This window comes from Nocardioides sp. YIM 152315 (assembly GCF_029210375.1).
Taxonomy (GTDB): domain Bacteria; phylum Actinomycetota; class Actinomycetes; order Propionibacteriales; family Nocardioidaceae; genus Nocardioides.
In genome coordinates this window covers 80,563-103,674 of sequence record NZ_JARGER010000012.1, presented here as the reverse complement: position 1 = coordinate 103,674, position 23,112 = coordinate 80,563, and the positions used below count along the sequence as shown (strand labels likewise).

Annotated in this window: 23 protein-coding genes; 8 read left to right on the top strand and 15 right to left on the bottom strand. The window is 71.7% G+C overall.

Annotated features, from left to right (window positions below; all coding sequences use genetic code 11):
• Nucleotides 1–24: 24 nt before the first annotated feature.
• The 4 genes from prcA to dop form a co-directional block, all read right to left on the bottom strand.
• Nucleotides 25–813, bottom strand: a complete 789-nt coding sequence (gene prcA, locus PZ894_RS02730) for a proteasome subunit alpha (protein ID WP_275742216.1) — start codon at nt 811–813, stop codon at nt 25–27.
• Nucleotides 813–1,670 (bottom strand): proteasome subunit beta, encoded by an 858-nt coding sequence (gene prcB / locus PZ894_RS02725; RefSeq protein ID WP_275742214.1) that lies wholly within the window; start codon nt 1,668–1,670, stop codon nt 813–815. The genes prcA and prcB overlap by 1 nt, the downstream gene beginning before the upstream one ends.
• An 82-nt stretch (nt 1,671–1,752) precedes the next feature.
• Nucleotides 1,753–1,950, bottom strand: a complete 198-nt coding sequence (locus tag PZ894_RS02720; RefSeq protein ID WP_275742212.1) for a ubiquitin-like protein Pup — start codon at nt 1,948–1,950, stop codon at nt 1,753–1,755.
• A 17-nt stretch (nt 1,951–1,967) separates the two neighbouring features.
• On the bottom strand, nt 1,968–3,476 hold the full coding sequence (gene dop, locus PZ894_RS02715; RefSeq protein ID WP_275742210.1) for a depupylase/deamidase Dop: 1,509 nt from the start codon (nt 3,474–3,476) through the stop codon (nt 1,968–1,970).
• Between the two features lie 72 nt (nt 3,477–3,548).
• Here dop and PZ894_RS02710 point away from each other — a divergent pair, with 72 nt between their 5' ends.
• The 3 genes from PZ894_RS02710 to PZ894_RS02700 are packed head-to-tail and all read left to right on the top strand — an operon-like array spanning nt 3,549 to nt 5,463.
• Complete coding sequence (locus PZ894_RS02710; protein WP_275742208.1) at nt 3,549–4,175, top strand: class I SAM-dependent methyltransferase; 627 nt, start codon at nt 3,549–3,551, stop codon at nt 4,173–4,175.
• Nucleotides 4,172–4,666, top strand: a complete 495-nt coding sequence (locus tag PZ894_RS02705) for a YbaK/EbsC family protein (protein WP_275742206.1) — start codon at nt 4,172–4,174, stop codon at nt 4,664–4,666. The genes PZ894_RS02710 and PZ894_RS02705 overlap by 4 nt, the downstream gene beginning before the upstream one ends.
• 29 nt (nt 4,667–4,695) lie before the next feature.
• Nucleotides 4,696–5,463 carry a sulfotransferase gene (locus PZ894_RS02700; protein WP_275742204.1) on the top strand — a complete coding sequence of 256 codons (768 nt, stop codon included), beginning with the start codon at nt 4,696–4,698 and terminating at the stop codon, nt 5,461–5,463.
• 221 nt (nt 5,464–5,684) lie between these two features.
• Here the strand turns inward: PZ894_RS02700 and arc are convergent, their stop codons facing one another.
• The 3 genes from arc to PZ894_RS02685 form a co-directional block, all read right to left on the bottom strand.
• Nucleotides 5,685–7,454, bottom strand: coding sequence for a proteasome ATPase (gene arc, locus PZ894_RS02695; protein WP_275742202.1), 1,770 nt, complete (start codon nt 7,452–7,454; stop codon nt 5,685–5,687).
• 116 nt (nt 7,455–7,570) lie between these two features.
• Complete coding sequence (locus PZ894_RS02690) at nt 7,571–8,500, bottom strand: tRNA (adenine-N1)-methyltransferase (RefSeq protein ID WP_275742346.1); 930 nt, start codon at nt 8,498–8,500, stop codon at nt 7,571–7,573.
• A gap of 52 nt (nt 8,501–8,552) precedes the next feature.
• The gene (locus PZ894_RS02685; RefSeq protein ID WP_275742200.1) at nt 8,553–9,683 is read right to left on the bottom strand and encodes a M50 family metallopeptidase; all 1,131 of its coding nucleotides are present in this window, start codon (nt 9,681–9,683) and stop codon (nt 8,553–8,555) included.
• A gap of 92 nt (nt 9,684–9,775) precedes the next feature.
• On the opposite strand from PZ894_RS02685, the gene PZ894_RS02680 reads away from it, so the two are divergent.
• Nucleotides 9,776–10,669: a PD-(D/E)XK nuclease family protein gene (locus tag PZ894_RS02680; protein ID WP_275742198.1), complete on the top strand. Its 894-nt coding sequence runs from the start codon at nt 9,776–9,778 to the stop codon at nt 10,667–10,669.
• Between the two features lie 4 nt (nt 10,670–10,673).
• Here PZ894_RS02680 and PZ894_RS02675 read toward each other — a convergent pair whose 3' ends face one another.
• The 3 genes from PZ894_RS02675 to metH form a co-directional block, all read right to left on the bottom strand.
• Nucleotides 10,674–11,345, bottom strand: coding sequence for an HAD family phosphatase (locus PZ894_RS02675; protein WP_275742344.1), 672 nt, complete (start codon nt 11,343–11,345; stop codon nt 10,674–10,676).
• A gap of 44 nt (nt 11,346–11,389) precedes the next feature.
• Nucleotides 11,390–11,827 carry a hypothetical protein gene (locus PZ894_RS02670; protein WP_275742196.1) on the bottom strand — a complete coding sequence of 146 codons (438 nt, stop codon included), beginning with the start codon at nt 11,825–11,827 and terminating at the stop codon, nt 11,390–11,392.
• 82 nt (nt 11,828–11,909) lie between these two features.
• Nucleotides 11,910–15,623 (bottom strand): methionine synthase, encoded by a 3,714-nt coding sequence (gene metH, locus PZ894_RS02665; RefSeq protein WP_345799132.1) that lies wholly within the window; start codon nt 15,621–15,623, stop codon nt 11,910–11,912.
• Nucleotides 15,624–15,800: 177 nt separating this feature from the next.
• On the opposite strand from metH, the gene PZ894_RS02660 reads away from it, so the two are divergent.
• The gene (locus PZ894_RS02660; protein ID WP_275742193.1) at nt 15,801–16,649 is read left to right on the top strand and encodes a PAC2 family protein; all 849 of its coding nucleotides are present in this window, start codon (nt 15,801–15,803) and stop codon (nt 16,647–16,649) included.
• Here the strand turns inward: PZ894_RS02660 and mshC are convergent.
• From mshC to PZ894_RS02640, 4 genes are read right to left on the bottom strand one after another with little or no spacing between them, the layout of a single operon-like run.
• Complete coding sequence (gene mshC, locus PZ894_RS02655; RefSeq protein ID WP_275742191.1) at nt 16,646–17,884, bottom strand: cysteine--1-D-myo-inosityl 2-amino-2-deoxy-alpha-D-glucopyranoside ligase; 1,239 nt, start codon at nt 17,882–17,884, stop codon at nt 16,646–16,648. The two genes, PZ894_RS02660 and mshC, sit on opposite strands and share 4 nt — an antisense overlap.
• Before the next feature lie 23 nt (nt 17,885–17,907).
• Nucleotides 17,908–18,681, bottom strand: a complete 774-nt coding sequence (locus tag PZ894_RS02650; RefSeq protein WP_275742189.1) for an SCO1664 family protein — start codon at nt 18,679–18,681, stop codon at nt 17,908–17,910.
• Nucleotides 18,678–19,256, bottom strand: a complete 579-nt coding sequence (locus PZ894_RS02645; RefSeq protein ID WP_275742187.1) for a DUF3090 domain-containing protein — start codon at nt 19,254–19,256, stop codon at nt 18,678–18,680. Before PZ894_RS02645 ends, PZ894_RS02650 begins: the two co-directional genes overlap by 4 nt.
• Before the next feature lie 18 nt (nt 19,257–19,274).
• On the bottom strand, nt 19,275–19,994 hold the full coding sequence (locus PZ894_RS02640; protein WP_275742185.1) for an MSMEG_4193 family putative phosphomutase: 720 nt from the start codon (nt 19,992–19,994) through the stop codon (nt 19,275–19,277).
• Between the two features lie 43 nt (nt 19,995–20,037).
• On the opposite strand from PZ894_RS02640, the gene corA reads away from it, so the two are divergent.
• The gene (gene corA / locus PZ894_RS02635) at nt 20,038–21,009 is read left to right on the top strand and encodes a magnesium/cobalt transporter CorA (RefSeq protein ID WP_275742183.1); all 972 of its coding nucleotides are present in this window, start codon (nt 20,038–20,040) and stop codon (nt 21,007–21,009) included.
• Between the two features lie 3 nt (nt 21,010–21,012).
• On the opposite strand, the gene PZ894_RS02630 is transcribed toward corA, so the two are convergent.
• Complete coding sequence (locus tag PZ894_RS02630; RefSeq protein WP_275742181.1) at nt 21,013–21,837, bottom strand: undecaprenyl-diphosphate phosphatase; 825 nt, start codon at nt 21,835–21,837, stop codon at nt 21,013–21,015.
• Between the two features lie 74 nt (nt 21,838–21,911).
• Here PZ894_RS02630 and PZ894_RS02625 point away from each other — a divergent pair, with 74 nt between their 5' ends.
• Both PZ894_RS02625 and PZ894_RS02620 read left to right on the top strand, forming a co-directional pair.
• Nucleotides 21,912–22,859, top strand: a complete 948-nt coding sequence (locus tag PZ894_RS02625) for an aldo/keto reductase (RefSeq protein WP_275742178.1) — start codon at nt 21,912–21,914, stop codon at nt 22,857–22,859.
• An 18-nt stretch (nt 22,860–22,877) separates the two neighbouring features.
• A complete protein-coding gene (locus tag PZ894_RS02620) occupies nt 22,878–23,096 on the top strand; it encodes a DUF5703 family protein (protein ID WP_275742177.1) in 219 nt (72 codons plus the stop codon).
• The last annotated feature ends 16 nt before the right edge of the window (nt 23,097–23,112 follow it).

Genomic DNA, 23,112 nt, shown 5'->3' with positions numbered 1-23,112 from the left:
TGACGGACTATCCGTCCGTCATGCTCAGACCGGGGCGATGGGGGGCTCGTCGGAGCCGTCGGAGCCGTCGGCACCGGGCCCACCTGCCGCGTCGGCGGGCGCGTGCTCGGCCGGGCCGCGCTCGCCGAGGAGCTCGTCGAGGCGGGCGGCGCGGAGCCGGGTGAACTTGCGCGGCTGCGACCGGGTCCGGTCCAGCACGGCGACCTCGAGGTCGGTCGCGGGGATGACCCGGTCGTCGGCGTCGGTGTGGCCGAGGGCGGCGACGGCGAGCCGCACGGCGTCAGCGAGGGAGGCACCCTCGGTGTACCGCTCCTCGAGGTACCCACCCACCACATCGGCGGCGCCGCCCATGACGGCGAACCCGTGCTCGTCGGCGACCTGACCGTCGTACGTCAGGCGGTAGAGCTGGTCGTCGGCCGCGGTGTCTCCGATCTCGGCGACGAAGAGCTCCACCTCGTAGGGCTTCTCACCACCGCTGGAGAAGATCGTGCCGAGGGTCTGGGCGTAGGCGTTCGCGAGACCGCGTCCGGTGACGTCGCGCCGGTCGTAGGCGTAGCCGCGCATGTCGGCCAGGCGTACGCCGGCGATCCGCAGGTTCTCGAACTCGTTGTAGCGCCCGACCGCGGCGAAGGCGATCCGGTCGTAGATCTCCGAGACCTTGTGGAGCGCCTGCGAGGGGTTCTCGGTCGCGAAGAGGACGCCGTCGGCGTGTTGGACCGCCACCACCGAGCGGCCGCGGCCGATGCCCTTGCGCGCGAAGTCGGCCCGGTCCTTCATCAGCTGCTCGGGCGAGACGTAGAAGGGCATGCTCATCAGGCCTGACCTCCTTCCACGAGCGGCGCGACGGGGCCGTCGGGCCGCGCCATCCGGCCGGCGATCACCTGGTCGGCGACTGCCGCGACGTCGGCGTCGGCGAGCCTGCGCCCGCCGTCGGCGGTGATCACCTGGACGACGGGGAAGATCCGCCGGGTCAGGTCGGGCCCACCCGTCGCCGAGTCGTCGTCGGCGGCGTCGTACAGCGCCTGCACGACGGCCGTCACGCAGCCGGACTCGTCGAGGTCGGCGCGATAGAGCTTCTTCAGCGACCCGCGGGCGAAGAGGGAGCCGGAGCCGACCGAGTGGAAGGCGGTCTCCTCGTAGCGGCCGCCCGTCACGTCGTAGCTGAAGATCCGGCCGCTGTCCGACGCCAGGTCGTAGCCGGCGAAGAGGGGCACGACCGCGAGCCCCTGCATCGCCATGCCGAGGTTGCCGCGGATCAACGCCGCGAGCCGGTTGGCCTTGCCGTCCATCGAGAGCGTGGTGCCCTCGATCTTCTCGTAGTGCTCGAGCTCGGTCTGGAAGAGCCGCACCATCTCGACCGCGATCCCGGCACTGCCGGCGATGCCGACGGCGGAGAACTCGTCGGCCGGGAAGACCTTCTCGATGTCGCGCTGCGCGATGATGTTGCCCATCGTCGCGCGGCGGTCACCTGCCATGACGACGCCGCCGCCGAACGTGGCCGCGACGATCGTGGTGCCGTGCGGCGCGAGGTCGCCGGCCTGGCCCCCTGCATGTCCCTGCGGTACTGCGCGGCGGCCGGGCAGCAGGTCGGGCGCCTGGTCGGCCAGGAAGTCCGAGAACGACGAGGTGCCCGGCTGCAGGAACGCCGCCGGGAGACGCGGATCCCTCATGCACGTACTCGCTTCGCTCCGTGCGCGCACGAGGCACGGAGGGTGCAGCTTGGGATGGTGGACTCGCTCCGCTCGCCCACTCCTACTCGCCGCCCTTCTGGATGAAGGACTTCACGAAGTCCTCGGCGTTGGTCTCGAGCACGTCGTCGATCTCGTCGAGAAGGTCGTCGACGTCGTTGTCGAGCGCGTCCTTGCGCTCGGCGACGTCGCTCTCCGGAGCGGTCTCGACGACCTCGTCGGTCTCCGAGGACTTCCGCGGTTGCTTCTGCTCCTGCGCCATGTCTCGACCCTACCCACTCAGCGGGTGAGAGCGGTGAACAACGCCTCCGCCGTCTCACACCGGTCGAGAAGCTCGCCGACGTGGGCCCGGCTGCCGCGCAGCGGATCCATCGTCGGCACCCGCTGGAGCGACTCCCGCCCCGGCAGGTCGAAGATCACCGAGTCCCACGACGCCGCGGCGACGTGCTCGGCGTACCTCTCGAGGCACCGGCCGCGGAAGTAGGCCCGGGTGTCCTCCGGCGGGTCGTGCATCGCGGCCTCGATCGACGGGTCGTCGAGCAGCCGCTCCATCCGGCCGCCGGCCACCAGTCGGTGGTAGAGCCCCTTCTCGGGCCGGATGTCGGAGTACTGGTAGTCGATCACCTGCAGCTTGGCGTCGTCCCAGGCGAGTCCGTCGCGCTGGCGGTACTGCTCCAGCAGCCGCAGCTTCGCGACCCAGTCGAGCTCCCCGGAGAGCGACATCGGGTCGCGCTCGAGCCGGTCGAGGACGGACTCCCAGCGGGCGAGCACGTCGACCGTCTGCGGGTCGGCGTCGGTGCCGTACCGATCCTCGACGTACTTCTTCGCCAGGTCGAGGTACTCGAGCTGCAGCTGGACGCCGGTGAGCTCACGCCCGTCGACCAGTCGCACCTTGTGCTGCAGCGACGAGTCGTGCGAGATCGCCCGCAGCCCGGCCACGGGCGCATCGACGGTCAGCTCGCTGGTGATGAACCGGTCCTCGATCATCGCCAGCACCAGGGCGGTCGTCCCGACCTTGAGGTACGTCGCGACCTCGGACAGGTTCGCGTCGCCGATGATGACGTGCAGGCGCCGGTACTTCTCCGGGTCGGCGTGCGGCTCGTCGCGGGTGTTGATGATCGGGCGCTTCAACGTGGTCTCGAGCCCGACCTCGACCTCGAAGAAGTCGGCGCGCTGGCTGATCTGGAAGCCGTGCTCGCGGCCGTCCTGGCCGATGCCGACGCGCCCGGACCCGCACACGACCTGCCGGCTCACGAAGAACGGCGTCAGGTGGCGCACGATGTCGCCGAACGGCGTCGAGCGGCGCATCAGGTAGTTCTCGTGGGCGCCGTACGACGCGCCCTTGTTGTCGGTGTTGTTCTTGTAGAGCACGATCGGCGTGCCGCCCGGCAGCTGTCCGGCCCGTCGGGACGCGTCGAGCATGACCAGCTCGCCGGCCTTGTCCCACCGGACGGCGTCGAGCGGGCCGGTGACCTCCGGCGTGGAGTACTCCGGGTGCGCGTGGTCGACGTAGAGGCGGGCGCCGTTGGTCAGGATGACGTTGGCGAGCCCCATGTCCTCGTCGGTGAGCTGGCTCGGGTCGGCCGTCTGGCGCGTCATGTCGAACCCGCGGGCGTCGCGCAGCGGCGACTCCTCCTCGAAGTCCCAGCGCGCGCGGCGTGCCTTCACGGTCGCCGACGCGTAGGCGTTCACGACCTGCGAGGACGCGACCATCGGGTTGGCCAGGGGCTGGCCCTGCACGGCGATGCCGTACTCAACCTCGGTCCCCATCACCCGTCGAACGCTCATGCACGGACTCGCTCGCTGCGCTCGCTCATGTCTCGAGCGTACGCGAGCGGAGCACGCCGTACCCTCGGGTCCATGGGCTGGTGGACCGACCGCGTCGTCCCGCATCTCGCCGATCGCTCCCTGTCGAGCCGGCCGGTGATGGAGCGGCGGGCGCGTGCGGTCGACGGTCTGGCCGGCCGGGTGCTCGAGATCGGCTTCGGGAGCGGCCGCAACGCGACGCTCTACCCCGACGCGGTGGTGAGCGTGGACGCCGTCGAGCCGTCCGACGTCGGCTGGCGGATGTCCGGCGAGCGACGGGCCGCCTCGCGCGTGCCGATCACGCGCGCCGGGCTCGACGGCCAGCGCCTCGAGGCCGAGGACGCGGCGTACGACGCGGTGCTGTCGACCTTCACCCTGTGCACCATCCCCGACGTGACGCGAGCCCTCGCCGAGGTACGCCGCGTGCTGCGCCCGGGAGGTAGCCTCCACTTCCTCGAGCACGGCCTGGCGCCGCAGGCGGGTGTCGCGGACTGGCAACGACGGCTCGACCCCGTCCAGCGACTCGTCGCGGGTGGGTGCAACCTGAGCCGCGACGTGCCGGGCCTCGTGACGACGACGGGGTTCACGATGGCCGACCTGGAGGCGTCGTACCTGCCCGGACCGGGTGTCGGCCGGCCGTGGACCTACCTGTACGCCGGGCGCGCCGTGGCACCCGCGTGAGCCTGCCGACGAGCGACGGCTCGGCGCGGGCGGTCTCGGCCGCCGAGGCGCTCGGCCTCGCGCACACGGTGACCAGGCACGGGCCCGTCCGCTCGCTCGCCGAGGCCGCCGCCGCGCGCGGGATCGAGCCGCACCAGCTGGTGAAGACGATGGTCGTCCGGGTCAGCGAGGGCGACCATCGGTTCGTGCTGGTGCCCGGCGACCGCGAGATCGCCTGGCCCCGGCTGCGCGCCCTGCTCGGGGTGAACCGGATCTCGATGCCGAGCGCGGCGGCGGCGTACGCCGTCACCGGCTACGAACGCGGCACCATCACGCCGTTGGGCAGCCTCGCGCCGCTGCCGGTCATCGCGGACTCGTCGATCTCTGGGACAATCAGCGTCGGCGGCGGCGAGCACGGCGTGGCGCTCACCGTCGAGGCGTCGGACCTCGTGGCGGCGCTCGACGCGACCGTGGCCGACGTGACCACGCCCACCGCGGGCGTGGACGGCTGAGGAGTGGAAGGGCAGGGATGGGCGGAGCGGTGAGGGCGCCGCGCGGGCTGCGCGCCCGCGGCGAGCTCGCCCGGCTGCGTCAGGAGAACGCCGCGCTGCGACGGCGGGTCGCGGCGCTCGAGGGCCGCGACGACCTGCGCTACCTCTTCGTGATGACCTACGGCCGGTCGGGGTCGACGCTCCTGCAGGGCGTCCTGAACGCCATCCCCGGCTACCTCATCCGCGGCGAGAACCGGCAGATGATGCGGCAGCTCTACGACTACCACCGGACCGGCGCCGAGGCACGCCGCGTGCAGCGAAAGGTGATGCGCCGCCTGACCGGCACCAACACGCCGACCGACCCGACCCGGCCGTTCTTCGGGATGGACGGCTACCCGACCAGGAGGTCGCTGGCCGGGTTCCGACGGCTGGCGCTCGAGACCATCCTGCGTCCGGAGCAGGACACCCGGGTCGTCGGGTTCAAGGAGATCCGCTGGGCGAGGGAGGACGCCGGCGAGTTCGTCGCCTGGCTCCGCGAGGTCTTCCCCGGCGCCCGCTTCGTGGTCAACACCCGCAACCACGACGACGTCGCCAAGAGCCTGTGGTGGGCCGAGGACCCGACCGCCCTCGAGCGCCTGAAGCGGGCCGAGGGACGGCTGCTCGCCCTCGCGGCCGAGCTGGGCGACGCGGCCTACCACGTGCGGTACGACGACTACGTGGCCGACCCTGCCGCCCTCGAGCCGTTCTTCACCTGGCTCGGCGAGCCCTTCGACGAGCAGCGGGTGCGCGAGGTCCTGGCGGTGCGGCACTCGCGCTGACCCTCGGGCGTGGAGCGGCTCCGGGTCGGGCGGTCGGCGCTCAGCTCACCGGAACGTGCCGCGGGTCATCCGCCAACTCAGGACGGCGGCGACGACCCCCAGCACCAGCACCACGGCCCAGAACGTCATGTCCCCACGGTGCCCGGTCGGCGCGCGGGCAAACGCCGCGTGACCCACAGGCGACCGACGGGGCGACCGACGGCAGGTCGACTACAGGTCGACTACAGGTACTGGCCGGTGTTGGCCACGGTGTCGATCGACCGCCCCGGCTCGGTGCCCTGCTTGCCGGTGATCAGCGTGCGGATGAACACGATCCGCTCGCCCTTCTTGCCGGAGATCCGGGCCCAGTCGTCGGGGTTGGTGGTGTTGGGCAGGTCCTCGTTCTCCTTGAACTCGTCGACGCACGCCTGGAGCAGGTGGGAGACCCGCAGGCCGTGCTGGTCGTGGTCGAGGAAATCCTTGATCGCCATCTTCTTGGAGCGGTCGACGATGTTCTGGATCATCGCCCCGGAGTTGAAGTCCTTGAAGTACAGGACCTCCTTGTCGCCGTTGGCGTAGGTGACCTCGAGGAACCGGTTCTCCTCGGTCTCGGTGTACATCCGCTCGACCGCGGCGCGGATCATGCCCGCCACGGTCGCGTCGCGGTCGCCTGCGAACTCCGCCAGGTCGTCGGCGTGCAGGGGCAGGCTGGCGGTGAGGTACTTGCTGAAGATGTCGCGCGCCGACTCGGCGTCGGGGCGCTCGATCTTGATCTTCACGTCGAGCCGGCCCGGCCGCAGGATCGCGGGGTCGATCATGTCCTCGCGGTTGGAGGCGCCGATCACCAGCACGTTCTCGAGCAGCTCCACGCCGTCGATCTCGCTGAGCAGCTGCGGGACGATCGTGTTCTCGACGTCGGAGGAGACGCCGGAGCCGCGGGTGCGGAACAGCGAGTCCATCTCGTCGAAGAAGACGATGACCGGCGTGCCGGTGCTCGCCTTCTCACGGGCCCGCTGGAAGACCAGCCGGATGTGGCGCTCGGTCTCCCCGACGTACTTGTTGAGCAGCTCCGGGCCCTTGATGTTGAGGAAGTAGGACTTCACCTCCTGGCCGGACCCGTCCTTGCCGTGCCGGGCCGCCACCTTCTTGGCGAGGGAGTTGGCGACGGCCTTCGCGATGAGCGTCTTGCCGCAGCCGGGCGGTCCGTAGAGCAGCACGCCCTTCGGCGGCTTGAGCTCGTGCTCCTTGAAGAGCTCGGGGTAGAGATACGGAAGCTCGACGGCGTCCTGGATCTGCTCGATCTGACCGGCGAGTCCGCCGATCGACTCGTAGGCGATGTCGGGAACCTCTTCGAGGATCAGCTCCTCGACCTCGGACTTCGGCACCTTCTCGTAGACGTAGCCCGCGCGCGAGTCGAGCAGCAGCGAGTCGCCGGCGCGGATCGTCTCGCCACGCAGCGGCTCGGCGAGGCGGACGACGCGCTCCTCGTCGGCGTTCGCGATGACCAGGGCCCGGTCGCCGTCGCCGAGGAGCTCCTTGAACATCACCACCTCGCCGACCTGCTCGAAGTCGAGGGCGGCGACGACGTTCAGGGCCTCGTTCAGCATGACCTCCTGGCCGCGCTGGAGGCCGTCGAGGTCGACGCTCGGGCTGACGTTCACGCGGAGCTTGCGGCCACCGGTGAAGACGTCGATGGAGTCGTCGTCGTTGCGGGCGAGGAAGGTGCCGAAGCCGGCGGGCGGCTGCGCCAGCCGGTCGACCTCCTCCTTGAGCTTCATGATCTGGTCGCGGGCCTCGCGCAGCGTCTGCGCCAGACGCTCGTTCTGCGCGTTGAGCCCGGCCAGCGAGCGCTGGGCATCGGCCAGCCGCAGCTCGAGGCCGCGCGACCCGGAGGGGCTCTCGCTCAGCCGGTACCGGAGGTCGGTGACCTCCGCTTCGAGGAGCCGAACCTGCTCGGCGAGCTCCTCGGGGCTGCGGCCCCCCGCCGTGGAAACGCCTTCGGATGTCGACATCAGCGCCACCTCCTGTCCTCCGGACACTACCCAAGTAGACCCGCGTCAGTACGTTTCATTTCCGGGGTTTGGTCACGATTTGGGAGCGGCGTGTTCTCCGACGGTCCAGCCGGGGCTCACTCGGCCGGATCGCCGGGTACGCCGGCGGGCCGCGGCCCGGTGTAGTCCGGGCCGTAGGCGCCCGGCGCCGGGCGGCGCCTCTTCAGCGGCGCCCGCTGGCCGGGGGCCATGCGCCGGGCGGTGACCAGGAAGGCAGTGTGCCCGATCATCTTGTGTCCCGGCCGCACGGCCAGGCCCTCGACGTGCCAGTCCCTGACCAGCGACTCCCACGCCTGGGGCTCGGTGAAGCCGCCGTGCACCCGGACGGTCTCCACGAACCGGGACAGCTGGGTCGTGGTCGCGACGTACGCGCAGACGATGCCGCCCGGCCACAGCGCGTCGGCCGCGGCGTCCAGGCACTCCCAGGGTGCGAGCATGTCGAGGATGATCCGGTCGCAGCGCTCCCCCGACGCCGGGAGCGCCTCGGCGAGGTCGCCGAGCGTCAGCCGCCACGCGGGGTGGGCCTCCCCCGCCGGTGCGCCGAAGAACTGCCCGACGTTGCGTCGCGCCACGTCGGCGAACTCCTCGCGCCGCTCGAAGGACGAGACCCGCCCGTAGGGTCCGACCGCCCGCAGCAGTGAGCAGGTCAGGGCTCCGGAGCCGACGCCCGCCTCGACCACGTGGGCGCCGGGGAAGATGTCGGCGAGCGCCACGATCTGGGCGGCGTCCTTCGGGTAGACCACGGCGGCGCCGCGCGGCATGGAGACCACGAACTCCGACAGCAGCGGCCGGAAGACGAGGTACTCCCCTCCCGCCGACGACGTCACGGTGAAGCCCTCCTCGCGGCCGATCAGCTCGTCGTGCTCGAAGTGACCGCGGTTGGAGAAGAACCGCTTCCCGGGCTCGAGGCAGATGTTGTGCCGCCGCCCCTTGCTGTCGGTCAGCCGCACCCACTCGCCCGCGCGCAGCGGTCCGCGGTGGACGCCGGACCAGGCCTCGGGGGCCACGTCGGGGGCGTTCGGCTGGGGCGCGGCGGGGGTGTCGGACACCCCCGGAACACTAGTGTCCGCCCGCCCGGAAGGCCCTATCGACGTCGGCGGTCGCGAGGACGCCGCAGATGCTGCCGTCGTCCTCGACCAGGAGGTACTCCGTCGCCGGTTGGCGGCTGATGGCGGTCACCAGCTCCTCGCCGGCGATGGCGGCCGGCAGCTGCAAGGCGTCGTCCAGCGTCCGCGCGACCGTGGACGTGGCCACCCACGGGCGACGGTCCTCGGGGGTGGCGTTGACGGCCGCCTCGCTGACGATGCCGACGGGGACGCCGCTCGACGTGACCGTGACGAGGCTGCCGGCCTCGGCCTCGCGCGCCCGGCGTACGGCCTCCGCCAGCGGGAGGTCGCCGGGGACGGCGAGGGTACGCCGCGCGAGCTGGCGCCCCACGAGTCGCGGGAGCCGGCTGCGGAGGCGAGCCGTGGACATGGCCGCCGTCGCTCCGGTCCAGAGGAAGGCCGCGACGATGAACGCCAGCGCGAAGTCCAGGATCGTCGTCTCGACGCCGGTGAGCTGCTCCTGGAACACCGGCCACAGGATGACCGCGCCGGCGGTCACCCGGCCGGTCCACCCCGCGACGATCGTGCCGCGGTGTGCATTGCCGGAGATCCGCCAGACCAGCGCCTTCAGCACCCGGCCGCCGTCCAGGGGCAGGCCGGGGACGAGGTTGAGCAGCCCGACGAGGAGGTTGGCGCCGGCCAGGCCCTCGACCGCCACCAGCAACAGCCCGTCGGGGGTCACGAACCACAGGGCGAGGGCGGCCAGTCCGACGGCGAGCGACGTGAGCGGCCCGACGACCGCGATCAGGAACTCCTGGCGCGGCTTGTGCGCCTCGCCCTCGATCGTGGTCATGCCGCCGAGGAAGTGCAGCGTGATCGATCCGACGGGGAACCCGAAGCGGCGGGCCATGATGGCGTGCGACGCCTCGTGCAGCAGCACCGACAGGTAGAGGATGACCGCGAACGCGAAGCCGGCGACGTACTTCCAGGCGCCCAGACCCGGCTCGGACGCCTCGATCCGTGGCGCGACGATGATCGCGATCAGGCCGGCGACCACGAACCACGAGGACGAGACGAGGACGTCGCTCCCGGCGACCGTGCCGATCCGGAAGGTGCCCGGGCGGCGGGCGGGCGAGTCGGGCACGTCTCGAGGCTAGCCGACCCCACCTCCGCCACCGACACCCAGGCGGCCGGCGCCTCCCGGCACTGTCTGTGGCCTCGCCTAGGGTGAGTTGCGTGAGCGTGGAGCAGGAGTCGCCGGCCGCGCGGGTCGGCACCCCCGTGGACGGCGTCGACGTGCTCGGGGCGCTGTCGCCGAGCAGGGCGGGCGACTTCATGACCTGCCCGCTGCTCTACCGCTTCCGGACCGTCGACAGGCTCCCGGAGCCGTCCTCCCCGGAGGCCGTGCGGGGCACGGTCGTCCACAAGGTGCTCGAGGACCTCTTCGACCTCCCCGCCGCAGACCGCACCCCGGACCGCGCGGAGGCGATGCTCGAGCCGGCCTGGGACGCGCTGGTCGAGCAGGAGCCGACCCTGCACGAGATGTTCGACGCGGCCGAGGGCCGCGAGGTGGCGTCGTGGCTCGCCTCGTGCCGCACGGTGCTGGCCCGCTACTTCACGCTCGAGGACCCGCGCCGGCTCGAGCCGGCGGAGCGTGAGCTGTACGTCGAGACCCTGCTCGACTCGAAGCTGCTGCTCCGGGGGTTCGTCGACCGGGTCGACGTCGCGCCGGACGGGGCGATCCGGATCGTCGACTACAAGACCGGGCCCTCGGTGAGCGAGCGCTTCGAGGGCAAGGCGCTCTTCCAGATGAAGTTCTACGCCCTGGTCATCTGGCGCACCCGCGGCGTGATCCCGGCGATGCTGCAGCTGGTCTACCTCGGCAACGGGGAGATCCTGCGCTACGTGCCCGACGAGGCCGACCTGCTGGCCACCCAGCGCAAGGTCGAGGCGATCTGGCAGGCCATCCGGCGCGCCGAGGAGTCCGGCGACTGGCGGCCGAGCCCCGGGCGACTGTGCTCGTGGTGCGCCCACCAGGCGATCTGCCCGGCGTACGGCGGCACGCCGCCGCCCCTCCCCGAGCGGGAGCCGGGCCCGGTGGACCAGGACGTCGCAGCCGAGTCCGACTGACGCGTCAGCGGGACTCCGACCAGACCGCCGCGAGGTCGATCCCCGCGAGCGTGTCGGCGAAGACCCGCCGCTCGCCCGCCAGCACCGGCACGTGGTTCTCGACGACGAGGACGAGGCAGCCGGCCGCCTCGGCCGACTTGGCGCCGGTGTTGGAGTCCTCGATGGCCAGGCAGTCGCCGGGCGCCAGGCCGAGCGCCGCGGCTGCCGTCAGGTAGGGCTCCGGGTGCGGCTTGCCGAACTCGACCTTGTCTCCGGTGACGATGACCCGGAACGTCTCGGGCGGCAGCTGGGCGAGGATCGGAGCGACGAAGCGCTCGTAGGACATGGTGACCAGTGCGCACGGCGTACCGGCGTCCGCCAGCCGCGCCAGGAGCTCGACGGCGCCCGGACGCCACGGCACCGAGTCCTGCACGCGCGCGACGACGCCGTCGAGGAGCTCCTCGACGATCCGCTCCGCGGGCACGTCGACGCCGAAGACCTCCGCGATGTAGCGGCCGGACTCCAGCAGGTCGTTGCCGACCAGCTTCAGCGCGTGCGCCTCGCTCCAGGTGCCGCCGTACTTCTCGGCGAGCGCGAACTCCGTCTCGATCCAGTACGGCTCGGTGTCGACGAGCGTCCCGTCCATGTCCCAGAGGACGGCGGCCGGTCGGGCGGCCTCACCAGTCGCGGTGCTCAGCGTGTCCTCCGAAGCGTCGGGTGGCGGTCGGCGTCCAATACACACTAAGCGGAGGCCACGACCGCGCCGTGACGCACCGCCCAGAGCCGCCCTGCGCGCCACTCGTCGTGGCCGACGCGCAGCAGCCGCCAGATCGCGACCGGCGTGCCGGCGCTCGTCTCCGGGTGACGCAGGCCGTGGTGGCGGCCGACCTCGTTGTTGCGCTGGTCGGCCGCGCTGTCGAGCGGTTGCCGGGAGTGCCGCTCGTGCTGGTCGGTGATCGCGGAGGCGATCGGCGCGTCGTACCGGGCGGCGAGCCAGGCGGAGAAGGCGAAGTGCCGCAGCGCGTTCTGGACTCGCGGGCGCCCACCGGCGCGCAGGGTGGCGAGCGCCAGGCACGTCGCGGCGACGGCGAGCACGCGCCAGCCCTCGAGGGCGCCGAGCCGCGACGAGGCGGAGCGGTACATCCCGGGCACGCCGGCGAGCACCACCCTCACGCTCAAGCGCGTACTCGCTTCGCTCCGTGCGCGCATGAGGCACCTGACGCTCTGCCTTGGATGATGGGCTCGCTGCGCTCGCTCACGCTCAGTCCTCGGGGTCGTAGCCGAGGTTGGCCGACAGCCAGCGCTCCGCCTCCGGCAGGGACCAGCCCTTGCGCTCGGCGTAGTCGGCGACCTGGTCGGGGGCGAGGCGTCCGACGACGAAGTACTGCGACTGCGGGTGCGAGAAGTACCAGCCCGAGACGGCGGCGCCCGGCCACATCGCCATCGACTCGGTGAGCTCGATGCCGGTGCTGGCCTGGACGTCCAGGAGACGCCACAGCGTCTGCTTCTCGGTGTGCTCGGGACAGGCCGGGTAGCCCGGAGCGGGCCGGACGCCGCGGTACTTCTCCGCGATCAGGTCCTCGTTGGCGAGCGTCTCGCCGGAGTCGTAGCCCCAGAACTCCGTGCGCACCCGCTGGTGCAGACGCTCGGCGAACGCCTCGGCCAAGCGGTCGGCGAGCGCCTCCAGCAGGATCGCGGAGTAGTCGTCGAGGTCGGCCTTGAACTTCAGGATCCGCTCCTGCGAGCCCAGCCCGGCCGTCACGGCGAAGGCGCCGACGTGGTCGGAGAGGCCGGTGTCCCGCGGGGCGACGAAGTCGCTGAGCGCCCGGTTGGGCACTCCCTCGCGGTGCTCGCCCTGCTGGCGCAGGTGGTGCAGGGTGGTCAGGACCTCCGAGCGCGTGTCGTCGGCGTACACCTCGACGTCGTCGCCGACGGCGTTCGCCGGGAACAGCCCGAGGACCGCGTTCGCGGTCAGCCACTTCTCCTCGACGATCCGGTCGAGCATCGCCTGCGCGTCGTCGTAGAGCCTGCGCGCCGCCTCCCCGGTCTGCGGGTTGTTGAGGATGTCGGGGAACCTGCCCTTCATCTCCCAGGCGTTGAAGAACGGCTGCCAGTCGATGAACTCGCGCAGCTCGCCGAGGTCGTAGTCCGAGAGCACGTGGACGCCGGGCCGGGCGGGGACGGGCGGGACGTAGCCGTCCCAGTCGACCGGGGTCCGGTTCTCACGCGCCGCCTCGAGGGAGACCAGGGGGCGGTCGTGCTTCGCGGCGTGCCGGGCCCGCAGCGCGTCGTAGTCCTCCTGGACGGTGGCCAGGAGCTTCTCGCGCTGGCGGTCGTCGAGCAGCGCGGCCGCGGTGGGGACCGAGCGGGAGGCGTCCTTGACCCAGACCACGGGTCCGTCGTACTTCCTGTCGACCTTGACCGCGGTGTGGGCGCGGGAGGTGGTGGCGCCGCCGATCAGCAACGGGATCGTGAGCCCCTGTCGCTGCATCTCCGTGGCGAAGTTGACCATCTCGTCCAGCGACGGGGTGATCAGCCCGGAGAGGCCGATGATGTCGGCGTCGTGCTCGGCGGCGGCGTCGAGAATCTTCTGCGCAGGCACCATCACCCCGAGGTCGATCACCTCGTAGTTGTTGCACTGCAGGACGACCCCGACGATGTTCTTGCCGATGTCGTGGACGTCGCCCTTCACGGTCGCCATCACGATGGTGCCGTTGGTGTCCTTCGCGGTCGCGAGCTCCGGGTTGTCGAGCTTCTCCTGCTCGATGAACGGGATCAGGTAGGCGACGGCCTTCTTCATCACCCGGGCGCTCTTGACCACCTGGGGCAGGAACATCTTGCCGGCGCCGAAGAGGTCGCCGACGACGTTCATGCCGTCCATCAGAGGGCCCTCGATGACCTCGATCGGCCGGCCTCCGCGGGCCGCGATCTCGAGCCGCAGCTCCTCGGCGTCCGACTCCGCGTAGGCGTCGATGCCCTTGACCAGGGCGTGGGTGATGCGCTCCGCGACGGGGAGCGAGCGCCACTCCTCCGCGGTGGCCTCGGTCTCCTCCCCCGCCTTGTTGTAGCCCTCGGCGATCTCGAGCAGGCGCTCGGCGGCGTCGGGGCGCCGGTTGAGCACGACGTCCTCGATCCGCTCGCGCAGCTCGGCGTCGACCTCGTCGTAGACGGCGAGCGCGCCCGCGTTGACGATGCCCATGTCGAGCCCGGCCGCGATCGCGTGGTAGAGGAACACGGCGTGGATCGCCTCGCGGACCGGGTTGTTGCCGCGGAAGGAGAAGCTCACGTTGGAGATGCCGCCCGAGACCTTGGCGCCCGGCAGGTTCTGCTTGATCCAGCGGGTGGCCTCGATGAAGTCCACGCCGTACGCCGCGTGCTCCTCGATGCCCGTCGCGACCGCGAAGACGTTGGGGTCGAAGATGACGTCCTCGGGCGGGAACCCGACCTCGTCGACGAGGATCCGGTAGGCCCGCTCGCAGATCGCCTTGCGGCGTTCGAGGTTGTCGGCCTGACCTTCCTCGTCGAAGGCCATCACGACCGCGGCCGCGCCGTACTTGCGGCACAGGCGGGCCTGCTCCCGGAACTTCTCCTCGCCCTCCTTCATGGAGATCGAGTTGACGATCGGCTTGCCCTGGATGTTCTTCAGACCGGCCTCGATGACCTCCCACTTGGAGGAGTCGACCATCACTGGGACCCGGCTGATGTCGGGCTCGCTGGCGATCAGCCGGGTGAACCGGTCCATCGCCGCGACGCCGTCGATCATGCCCTCGTCCATGTTGACGTCGATGACCTGGGCGCCGTTCTCGACCTGCTGGGCGGCGACGGACAGGGCGGTGTCGTAGTCGCCGGCCTTGATCAGGTTGCGGAACCGTGCCGAGCCGGTGATGTTGGTGCGCTCGCCGACGTTGACGAAGAGTGAGTCCTCGGTGATCGTGAGCGGCTCGAGCCCGGAGAGCCGCATGCCCGGGGCGAGCTCGGCGGGGGTACGGCGCGGCGTGCCGTCGACGGCGCGGGCGATCGCCGCGATGTGAGCGGGCGTGGTGCCGCAGCAGCCGCCCACGATGTTGACGAAGCCGGCCTCCGCGAACTCCCCGACGACGGCGGCGGTCTCCTCGGGCACCTCGTCGTACTCGCCGAACGCGTTGGGCAGGCCGGCGTTCGGGTAGCAGGACACGAAGGAGTCGGCGAGTCGCGCCAGCTCCGCGACGTACGGCCGCATCTCCTTCGCGCCGAGGGCGCAGTTGAGGCCGACGGCCAGCGGGCGGACGTGGCGCACGGAGTCCCAGAACGCCTCGGTCACCTGGCCGGACAGCGTGCGGCCGGAGGCGTCGGTGATGGTGCCGGAGACGATGACCGGCCACCGCCGGCCGTGCTCCTCGAAGAGCGACTCGACGGCGAAGATCGCTGCCTTCGCGTTCAGCGTGTCGAAGATCGTCTCGATCATCAGCAGGTCGACGCCGCCGTCGACGAGGCCGCGGGCGGCGTCGAGGTACGCCGCGACGAGGCGGTCGAACGAGACGTTGCGGGCCCCGGGGTCGTTGACGTCGGGCGAGATCGAGGCGGTCCGCGTCGTCGGCCCCAGCGCGCCCGCGACGTACCGCGGCCGGTCGGGGGTGCTGGCGGCGTCGGCCTCGCGACGCGCCAGGCGGGCCGACTCGAGGTTGAGCTCGTAGGCGAGCTCCTCCATGCCGTAGTCGGCGAGCGAGACCGCGTTGGCGTTGAAGGTGTTGGTCTCGATGATGTCGGCGCCCGCGTCGAGGTACTCGCGGTGGATGGCGGCGATGATCTCCGGCTGGGTGAGCGTCAACAGGTCGTTGTTGCCGACCAGGTCGCTCGGCCAGTCGGCGAACCGCTCGCCCCGGTAGCCCGCCTCGTCGGGACGGTCTCGCTGGATCGCCGTGCCCATGGCGCCGTCGAGCACCAGGATCCGCGCCTCGAGGGCGCGGGTGAGCTCCTCGGTGGCATCGGGCCGCAGGTGGCGGGACGGCGTCTGCCCAGCAGGCACGTGGTCTCCTCTCGAGCCGCCGACGGCGGCCAGGGATCAAGCCTAGGAACCCTGTCCACGTCGCGGACCGGTTATCCAGATCGTGGCACCGCGTCTCGGGGTGCCGGAAATCCTCGGCCACGTCGGCACGCGGTCTAGGCTGGAGGAGTGATCGAGCTGGAGGGCGTCCCCGACCTGGTCGACCCGGTCGTGATCGCGGCGTTCGAGGGTTGGAACGACGCAGCCGACGCCGCGTCGTCGGCCGTGGACCACCTCATCAAGGCGTGGGGTGCGCGGATCGTCGGGGTCATCGACCCGGAGGACTTCTACGACTTCCAGGTCAACCGGCCGGTCGTCGGCATCGACGACCAGGGACATCGCCGGATCACCTGGCCGAGCACGCAGATCGCCATCGCCTCTCCCCCGACGCTCGACCGCGACATCATCCTGCTGCGCGGGATCGAGCCCAACATGCGCTGGCGACAGTTCAGTGCCGAGCTGCTGGCGGCCTGCGAGGAGCTCGGCGCGCAGCTGGTCGTGACCCTGGGCGCCCTCCTGGCCGACACCCCGCACACCCGGCCGATCCCGGTGACCGGCACCGCCTCCGAGCCAGAGCTGATCGACCGGCTGAAGCTCGAGGAGTCGACGTACGAAGGACCGACGGGGATCGTGGGCGTCTTCCAGGACGCCTGCACGCAGCTGGACATGCCCGCGGTGTCCTACTGGGCGGCGGTGCCGCACTACGTCGCGCAGCCGCCGTGCCCCAAGGCGACGCTGGCGCTCATCGGCCAGCTCGAGGATCTCTTCGAGACGAGCATCCCGCTCGGTGACCTGCCCGAGGACGCCCGCGCCTGGGAGCGCGGGGTCGATGAGCTGGCCCAGGAGGACGAGGACGTCGCGGACTACGTGCGCTCGCTCGAGGAGACGCGGGACACCACCGACCTCCCCGAGGCGTCGGGTGAGGCGATCGCCCGGGAGTTCGAGCGATACCTCAAGCGCCGCCAGGGCGACGCCTAGAGGGAGAGGCCGAGGGCGGCGTCGAGGACTGCCCTCATCTGAGCGGCGGCGTCGGCGTCGGAGGTGTCGGCGAGGCCGTCGGTGCCGAGCGTGGACGCCACCCACCGGTCGACGGCGGCCGTGGCCCGGGGCGCGTCGAGGTCCGCGGCGAGCGCGTCGAGGACCTCGGCGACGACCGGGCCGGCGGGTGCGCCGGCGCCCAGCGAGAGTGCCCGACGCCAGCGGTCGAGGTCGTCGACCGCCGTCCACAGCTCGTCGTCGACCCACTCCCAGTCGGCGCGGTAGTGGTGGCGCAGCAGCGCGAGACGGATCGCCATCGGGTCGATGTCGCTGTTGCGCAGCGCCGAGACGAAGACCAGGTTGCCGCGCGACTTCGACATCTTCTCGCCGTCGTAGGCGACCATCCCGCCGTGGCTGTAGACCTGCGCGAACGGCGTACCGGGCACCGCCACCTGCGCGTGGCCGGCGCACATCTCGTGGTGCGGGAAGACCAGGTCGCTGCCCCCGCCCTGGACGTCGAAGGCACCGCCGAGGTGCCGCTGGGCGATCGCGGTGCACTCGACGTGCCACCCCGGACGCCCCGGACCCCAGGGACTCTCCCAGGACGGCTCGCCCTCCCGCTCACCGCGCCACACGACACAGTCGAGCGGGTCCTTCTTGCCGGGACGGTCGGGGTCTCCCCCGCGGTCGGCGTAGATCTCGAGCATCTGGTCGCGCGACCAGCCCGACTCGGCGCCGAACTGGGGGTCGGCGGTCACGGAGAAGTACAGGTCGTCGTCGACCCGGTAGACGGAGCCGGCGGACTCGAGCCGCTGGACCAGCTCGACGACCAGCGGGATGGACTCGACGGCGCCGACGTAGTGGTCCGGCGGGAGCACCCTGAGGGCGGCCATGTCGTGGCGGAAGAGCTCGGTCTCGCGCTCGGCCAGCTCCCGCCAGTCGACGTGGACCTTCGTGGCGCGCTCGAGCAGCGGGTCGTCGACGTCGGTGACGTTCTGGACGTAGACGACCTCGTGGCCCGCGTTGCGCCAGGCCCGGTTGAGCAGGTCGAACGCGACGTAGGTGTTGGCGTGCCCGAGGTGGGTGGCGTCGTACGGCGTGATGCCGCAGACGTACAGCCGGGCCGCGCCGTCCGGCGTGGTGGTGACCAGGGCACCCGACGGCGTGTCGTGGAGGGCCACCGGCGGGCCCGCCACGGGCAGGGTCGGGATCTCCGGGGACGGCCAGGCGCGCATGCCGGAAGCCTAGCGAGTGGGACTCAGAACGGCGGCCAGGGGATCGCCGGCCAGTCCCCGCGGGGCACCGGCAGCACGGCACGGTCGGCGAGCCGTCGGCAGCGGCGCCGCAGCGACTCGATCTCCGCGTCGGTGAGGTGCGCGGCGAGCCGGTCGCCGAGCGGACCGCACACGGCCGCTCGGGCGCGCTCGACCCCGGCCAGCTCCTCGTCGGTGAGCGCCTCCTCCTGCCAGCCCCACAGGACGGTGCGCAGCTTGTGGTCGGTGTGGAAGGTGACGCCGTGGTCGACGCCGTAGCGGTGCCCGTCGGCCATCTCGAGGACGTGTCCACCCTTGCGGTCGGCGTTGTTCGCGAGGATGTCGAACACCGCCATCCGGCGCAGTGCGCGGCTGTCCTCGTGGATCAGGGAGACCGGCCGGTCCTGCCCGTCGATGCCGTCGAACACGTGCCGCCACCCCTCCGGCACCTCGCCCTCGGGCACCAGCGTGACCGCGACCTGCTCGGGGTCGGGCTCCTGCCAGCGCTGCACCATCCCGCGTCCGTGCGGGCCGTCGCGCAGCCAGGTCGCGGGCACGACGTTCCAGCCGGTCGCCTCCGAGAGCAGGTACGCCGCGCGCTCCCTGTCGGCGAGGGTGCCCTCGGGGAAGTCCCAGAGCGGCCGCTCCCCCGCGATCGGCTTGTAGACCACCTTGGTGCCACCGATGTCGCCGAGGAAGGTGGCGTTGGAGGCGGGCATGATCCGCCCGTGCAGCGTGAGCTCGCCGTCGAGGAGCTCTGCGACGGGCTCCGCCGTCACGGGTCCCGCCGTCGGAATCCGTTCGCCCGCACGCACAGGTGGCCGTCGGGGTCGACCGGGTTGCCGCAGAAGGGGCAGTCGGGCCGCCCGGCGCCGAGCACCTGCTCGGCGCGCTTCACGAACGCACGGGCGACGCCCGCCGGGATGCGGACCAGGAACACCTCGTCCGGCTCGGGCTCCTCGAAGTCCTCGTCGAGCTGGTCGGGCGTGACGACGGCGGCCTCGGTGAACGGGAAGACCTCGATCACGACCCGCTCCGCATCGGGGTCCCACGACAGCGTCATGGTGCCGGCGCGGAACTCCTCCTCGATCGGCTGGTCCAGGGGCTCGGTGTCGTCGAGGCCGAGCGGCGCCATGGCGGGGACCGCCGCGTCGCCCTGCGTGCTGGCCAGCACCTCGTCGAGGAGCTCGTCGATGCGCTCGGCGAGCGCCTCCACCTGCTGCTTCTCCAGGGCGACGCTCACGAGTCGCGCGCCGTCCTTGGCCTGGAGGAAGAACGTGCGCTGTCCGGGCGGGCCGACCGTGCCCGCCACGAAGCGCTCGGGCGGGTCGAAGCCGTGGACCAGGGGTGCCATACGAGTCACCCTAGGCGGTCAGTGGGAGGGCGCCGAAGGGCCCGCGCCCCCGCCGACGACGGCGTCGTCCGACCGGCGTCTGCGGGTGCCCGTCTTCTTCGGTGGGGCCAGCCAGCCGAGGTCGCCGGAGTGGGTGTTGGTCGCGAGCACGTACGGCCGGCTGGGGGTGTACCGGACGATCGAGACCGACGCCGGGTCGACGTGCAGGCGCTGGAACAGGTCGAGGTGCATGCCGAGCGCGTCGGCGAGGATCGACTTGACGAGGTCGCCGTGGCTGACCGCCACCCAGACCGCGCCCGGCCCGTGCTCGGCCTCGACGAGCGCGTCGCGACGACGGACGGCCGCGACGGCGCGGGCCTGCATCGCGGTCATCGCCTCACCGCCCGGGAAGGTCACCGCCGACGGCTGCGTCTGCACCGTCGACCACAGCTTCTCCTTGACGAGCTCCTTGAGCGGTCGCCCCTGCCACTCGCCGTAGTCGCACTCGCTGAGGCCCCGGTCCGACGCCAGGCGGAGACCCTTGGGCTGGGCGGCGACGATGGCCTTGGCGGTCTGCCGGCAGCGCTCGAGCGGGCTGGTCACGGCGGCGACGAGCGGGAGGACGGCGAGCCGCTCCGCCGTCCGCTGGGCCTGTGCGGTCCCGGCGTCGTCGAGCAGCACGCCGGGCAGCCGGCCCGCGAGCGTGCCGGCCGCGTTGGCCGTCGTCCGGCCGTGGCGGACCAGGATCACCGTTGCCATGTCGGGCACTGTAGAGGACCGGCCATGGGGCTACCGTGGCGTCGTGATCGTCGACTGCGCCCTCTACCGGGACGGGGCCCGTGTCGACAGCGACGGCGACTACGGCGCGCTGCACGCGCGAGCGAGCGATCCCGGCGACTTCGTCTGGGTCGGGCTGCACGAGCCGTCCGAGGACGAGCTCGCCGACGTGGCCCGGGTGTTCGGGCTGCACCAGCTGGCCGTGGAGGACGCCGTGAAGGCGCACCAGCGTCCGAAGCTCGAGCGGTACGACGACATGATGTTCATGGTGCTCAAGACGCTCTGGTACGTCGACGAGCACGACGCGGTGGAGACCGGGGAGATCGCGATGTTCGTCGGCTCCGGCTTCGTCGTCTCCGTCCGGCACGGCCGTGGCAACGAGCTGCACTCGGCCCGCCAGCAGCTCGAGTCGAGCGGGCGCGTGCTGGGCCACGGCCCCGGCGGCGTGCTGTACGCCGTGATCGACCGGGTCGTCGACGAGTACCTCGACGTCGTGGACGAGCTCGTCGTGGACGTCGACGAGATCGAGACGTCGGTCTTCTCCGACGACCGCACGAACGACTCCGCCCGGATCTACGTGCTCAAGCGCGAGCTGGCCGAGGTGCGACGTGCGGTCCTCCCGCTGCGCGAGCCGGTCGCCCGGATGGCGAGCGGTGGTGTCGAGACCGTGCCCGAGGACGCGAGACCCTTCTTCCGCGACGTCGCCGACCACCTCGCGCGGGCGGCGGAGACGGTGGACTCGCTCGACGGCCTGCTGTCGACGGCGTTCGACGCCCACCTCGCCCAGATCTCGGTGCAGCAGAACAGCGACATGCGCAAGATCTCCGCGTGGGTGGGCCTGGTGGCTCCCCCGACCCTGATCGCGGGCATCTACGGCATGAACTTCGACCACATGCCCGAGCTGGGGTGGAGCCTCGGCTACCCGTTCGCGCTGCTGCTGATGTTCGGGATCTCGGGCTTCCTGTGGGTGCTGTTCAAGCGCTCCGGCTGGTTGTGACCCTCAGGCGGCGATGACTCCGGCGGCGACGAGGATCAGCGTGCCCGCCCCGAGCGCGACCCGGTAGATGACGAACGGCGTGAACGAGTGCGTCGTGACGAACCGGAGCAGCCACGCGATCGCGGCGTACCCCACGACGAAGGCGGCGATCGTGGCGGCGACCGTCGGCCCCCAGCCGTAGAGGTTGTCGCCGTCGGGGATCTCCTGGAGCTCGAAGAGGCCGGCACCGATGACGGCGGGGATCGCCAGCAGGAACGCGTAGCGGGTGGCGGTCTCGCGCTCGTACCCGAGGAAGCGGCCCATCGAGAGCGTGGCGCCGGAGCGCGAGACGCCGGGGATCAGCGCGAGCGCCTGGGCGAGACCCATCAGGATCGCGTCGCGGAGCGAGAGCTGCTTGAGCGTCTTGGTGGTGCCTCCGACGCGGTCGGCGACGCCGAGCACGAGGCCCAGGACGATCAGCATCGTGCCGATCACCCAGAGGTTGCGGAAGTCCTCCTCGATCACGTCCTTGAAGGTGATGCCGAGGACGACGATCGGCAGCGAGCCGAGGATGATGAACCAGCCCATCCGGGCGTCGAGCTGCCCGCGGTACTCCGGACGGACGAGCGACTTCAGCCACACCGTGGCGATCCGCCAGATGTCGCGCCAGAAGAAGATGAGCACGGCGAGCTCGGTGCCGATCTGGACGACGGCGGTGAACGCGGCGCCGGGGTCGCCCCAGCCGAAGATCTCGGGGAAGATCCGCAGGTGCGCGCTGCTGGAGATCGGGAGGAACTCGGTCAGTCCCTGGATGATCCCGAGGACGACGGCCTGGAGGAAGTCCACCACGACGCGGAATCCTACGGGCGGCCGTCTGGCGTGCCGACGACGACCCGCGCGGCGGCGCCGACTACCTTGTCGCCATGCAGCAGCGGCGTGTCGGCTCGACCGGCCTGACGGTGTCCCGGCTCGGTCTCGGCACGATGACCTGGGGTCGGGACACCGACGAGCACGAGGCCAGGGACCAGCTGATCGCGTTCGCGGAGGCGGGCGGCACGCTGGTCGACACCGCCGCCGGCTACGGCAACGGCGCGTCCGAGGAGCTGATCGGCTCGCTGATCGGCGACGTGGTCGCCCGCGACGAGGTCGTGCTGGCGACCAAGGCCGGGATCAGCGCCCGGCACGGCGGTCGCTCCTACGACACCTCCCGCGGACACCTGCTCACCACGCTCGACGCCTCGCTGCGCCGGCTCGGCGCGGAGCACGTCGACCTGTGGCAGGTGCACATCTGGTCCGACGACGTCCCGCTCGAGGAGACCCTCGCGGCGCTCGACCGTGCCGTGACCACGGGGCGCGCGTCGTACGTCGGCGTCTCGAACTACGCCGGCTGGCAGACGGCGCGGGCGGCGACCTGGCAGCGCGCCGTACCCGGCCGGACGCCGCTGGCGAGCACGCAGGTGGAGTACTCGCTGCTCAACCGCGGCGTCGAGCAGGAGGTGCTGCCCGCGGCCGCTGCGTGCGGTCTCGGGGTGCTCCCGTGGTCGCCGCTGGGGCGCGGGGTGCTGACCGGGAAGTACCGCACCGGCACCCCGTCGGACTCGCGCGCCGCGACCAGCCACTTCGCCAACTTCGTGAACCCCTACCTCGACGAGCGGGGCGCGGGGATCGTCGAGGCGGTCGCCCGCGCCGCCGAGGGCCTGGGCTGGTCGGCGCTCGAGGTCGCGCTGACATGGGTGCGCGACCGCCCCGGGGTGACCGCCCCGATCGTCGGTGCCCGCACCGCAGCGCAGCTCCGCGGCGCCCTCGGCGTCGAGGAGCTGCAACTTCCTCCGGAGATCATCGCCGCGTTGGATGATGTCTCCAGCGACTGAGACCCGAGGGGGAACGTCATGAGTCGTGCGCATCGTCGCCCACCCGCCATCGGGGTGGAGTGGGAGTTCGACAAGGTGTCCTTCTCGCGGGACTTCTCCCGCAACGTGGTCACCAGGGCGCTCGTCGAGCGAGCCGAGCACGGCGGCTGGGAGCTCGACCGCGTGCGCATCACCGCCGACGGCACCAGGAGGGTCGTGCTGCGGCGCAAGATCATCCGGGCCGTGCGGACCGCCTAGCGGTCATCCCCGTCGA

Coding starts and splice junctions, on each gene's coding strand:
- prcA (WP_275742216.1), bottom strand. CDS start 813: ATGAGCATGCCCTTCTACGTCTCGCCCGAGCAGCTGATGAAGGACCGG.
- prcB (WP_275742214.1), bottom strand. CDS start 1,670: ATGAGGGATCCGCGTCTCCCGGCGGCGTTCCTGCAGCCGGGCACCTCG.
- PZ894_RS02720 (WP_275742212.1), bottom strand. CDS start 1,950: ATGGCGCAGGAGCAGAAGCAACCGCGGAAGTCCTCGGAGACCGACGAG.
- dop (WP_275742210.1), bottom strand. CDS start 3,476: ATGAGCGTTCGACGGGTGATGGGGACCGAGGTTGAGTACGGCATCGCC.
- PZ894_RS02710 (WP_275742208.1), top strand. CDS start 3,549: ATGGGCTGGTGGACCGACCGCGTCGTCCCGCATCTCGCCGATCGCTCC.
- arc (WP_275742202.1), bottom strand. CDS start 7,454: ATGTCGACATCCGAAGGCGTTTCCACGGCGGGGGGCCGCAGCCCCGAG.
- mshC (WP_275742191.1), bottom strand. CDS start 17,884: ATGCGCGCCTGGCCGTCCCCGGAGATCCCGACCCTGCCCGTGGCGGGC.
- PZ894_RS02645 (WP_275742187.1), bottom strand. CDS start 19,256: ATGGCACCCCTGGTCCACGGCTTCGACCCGCCCGAGCGCTTCGTGGCG.
- PZ894_RS02640 (WP_275742185.1), bottom strand. CDS start 19,994: ATGGCAACGGTGATCCTGGTCCGCCACGGCCGGACGACGGCCAACGCG.
- PZ894_RS02625 (WP_275742178.1), top strand. CDS start 21,912: ATGCAGCAGCGGCGTGTCGGCTCGACCGGCCTGACGGTGTCCCGGCTC.
- PZ894_RS02620 (WP_275742177.1), top strand. CDS start 22,878: ATGAGTCGTGCGCATCGTCGCCCACCCGCCATCGGGGTGGAGTGGGAG.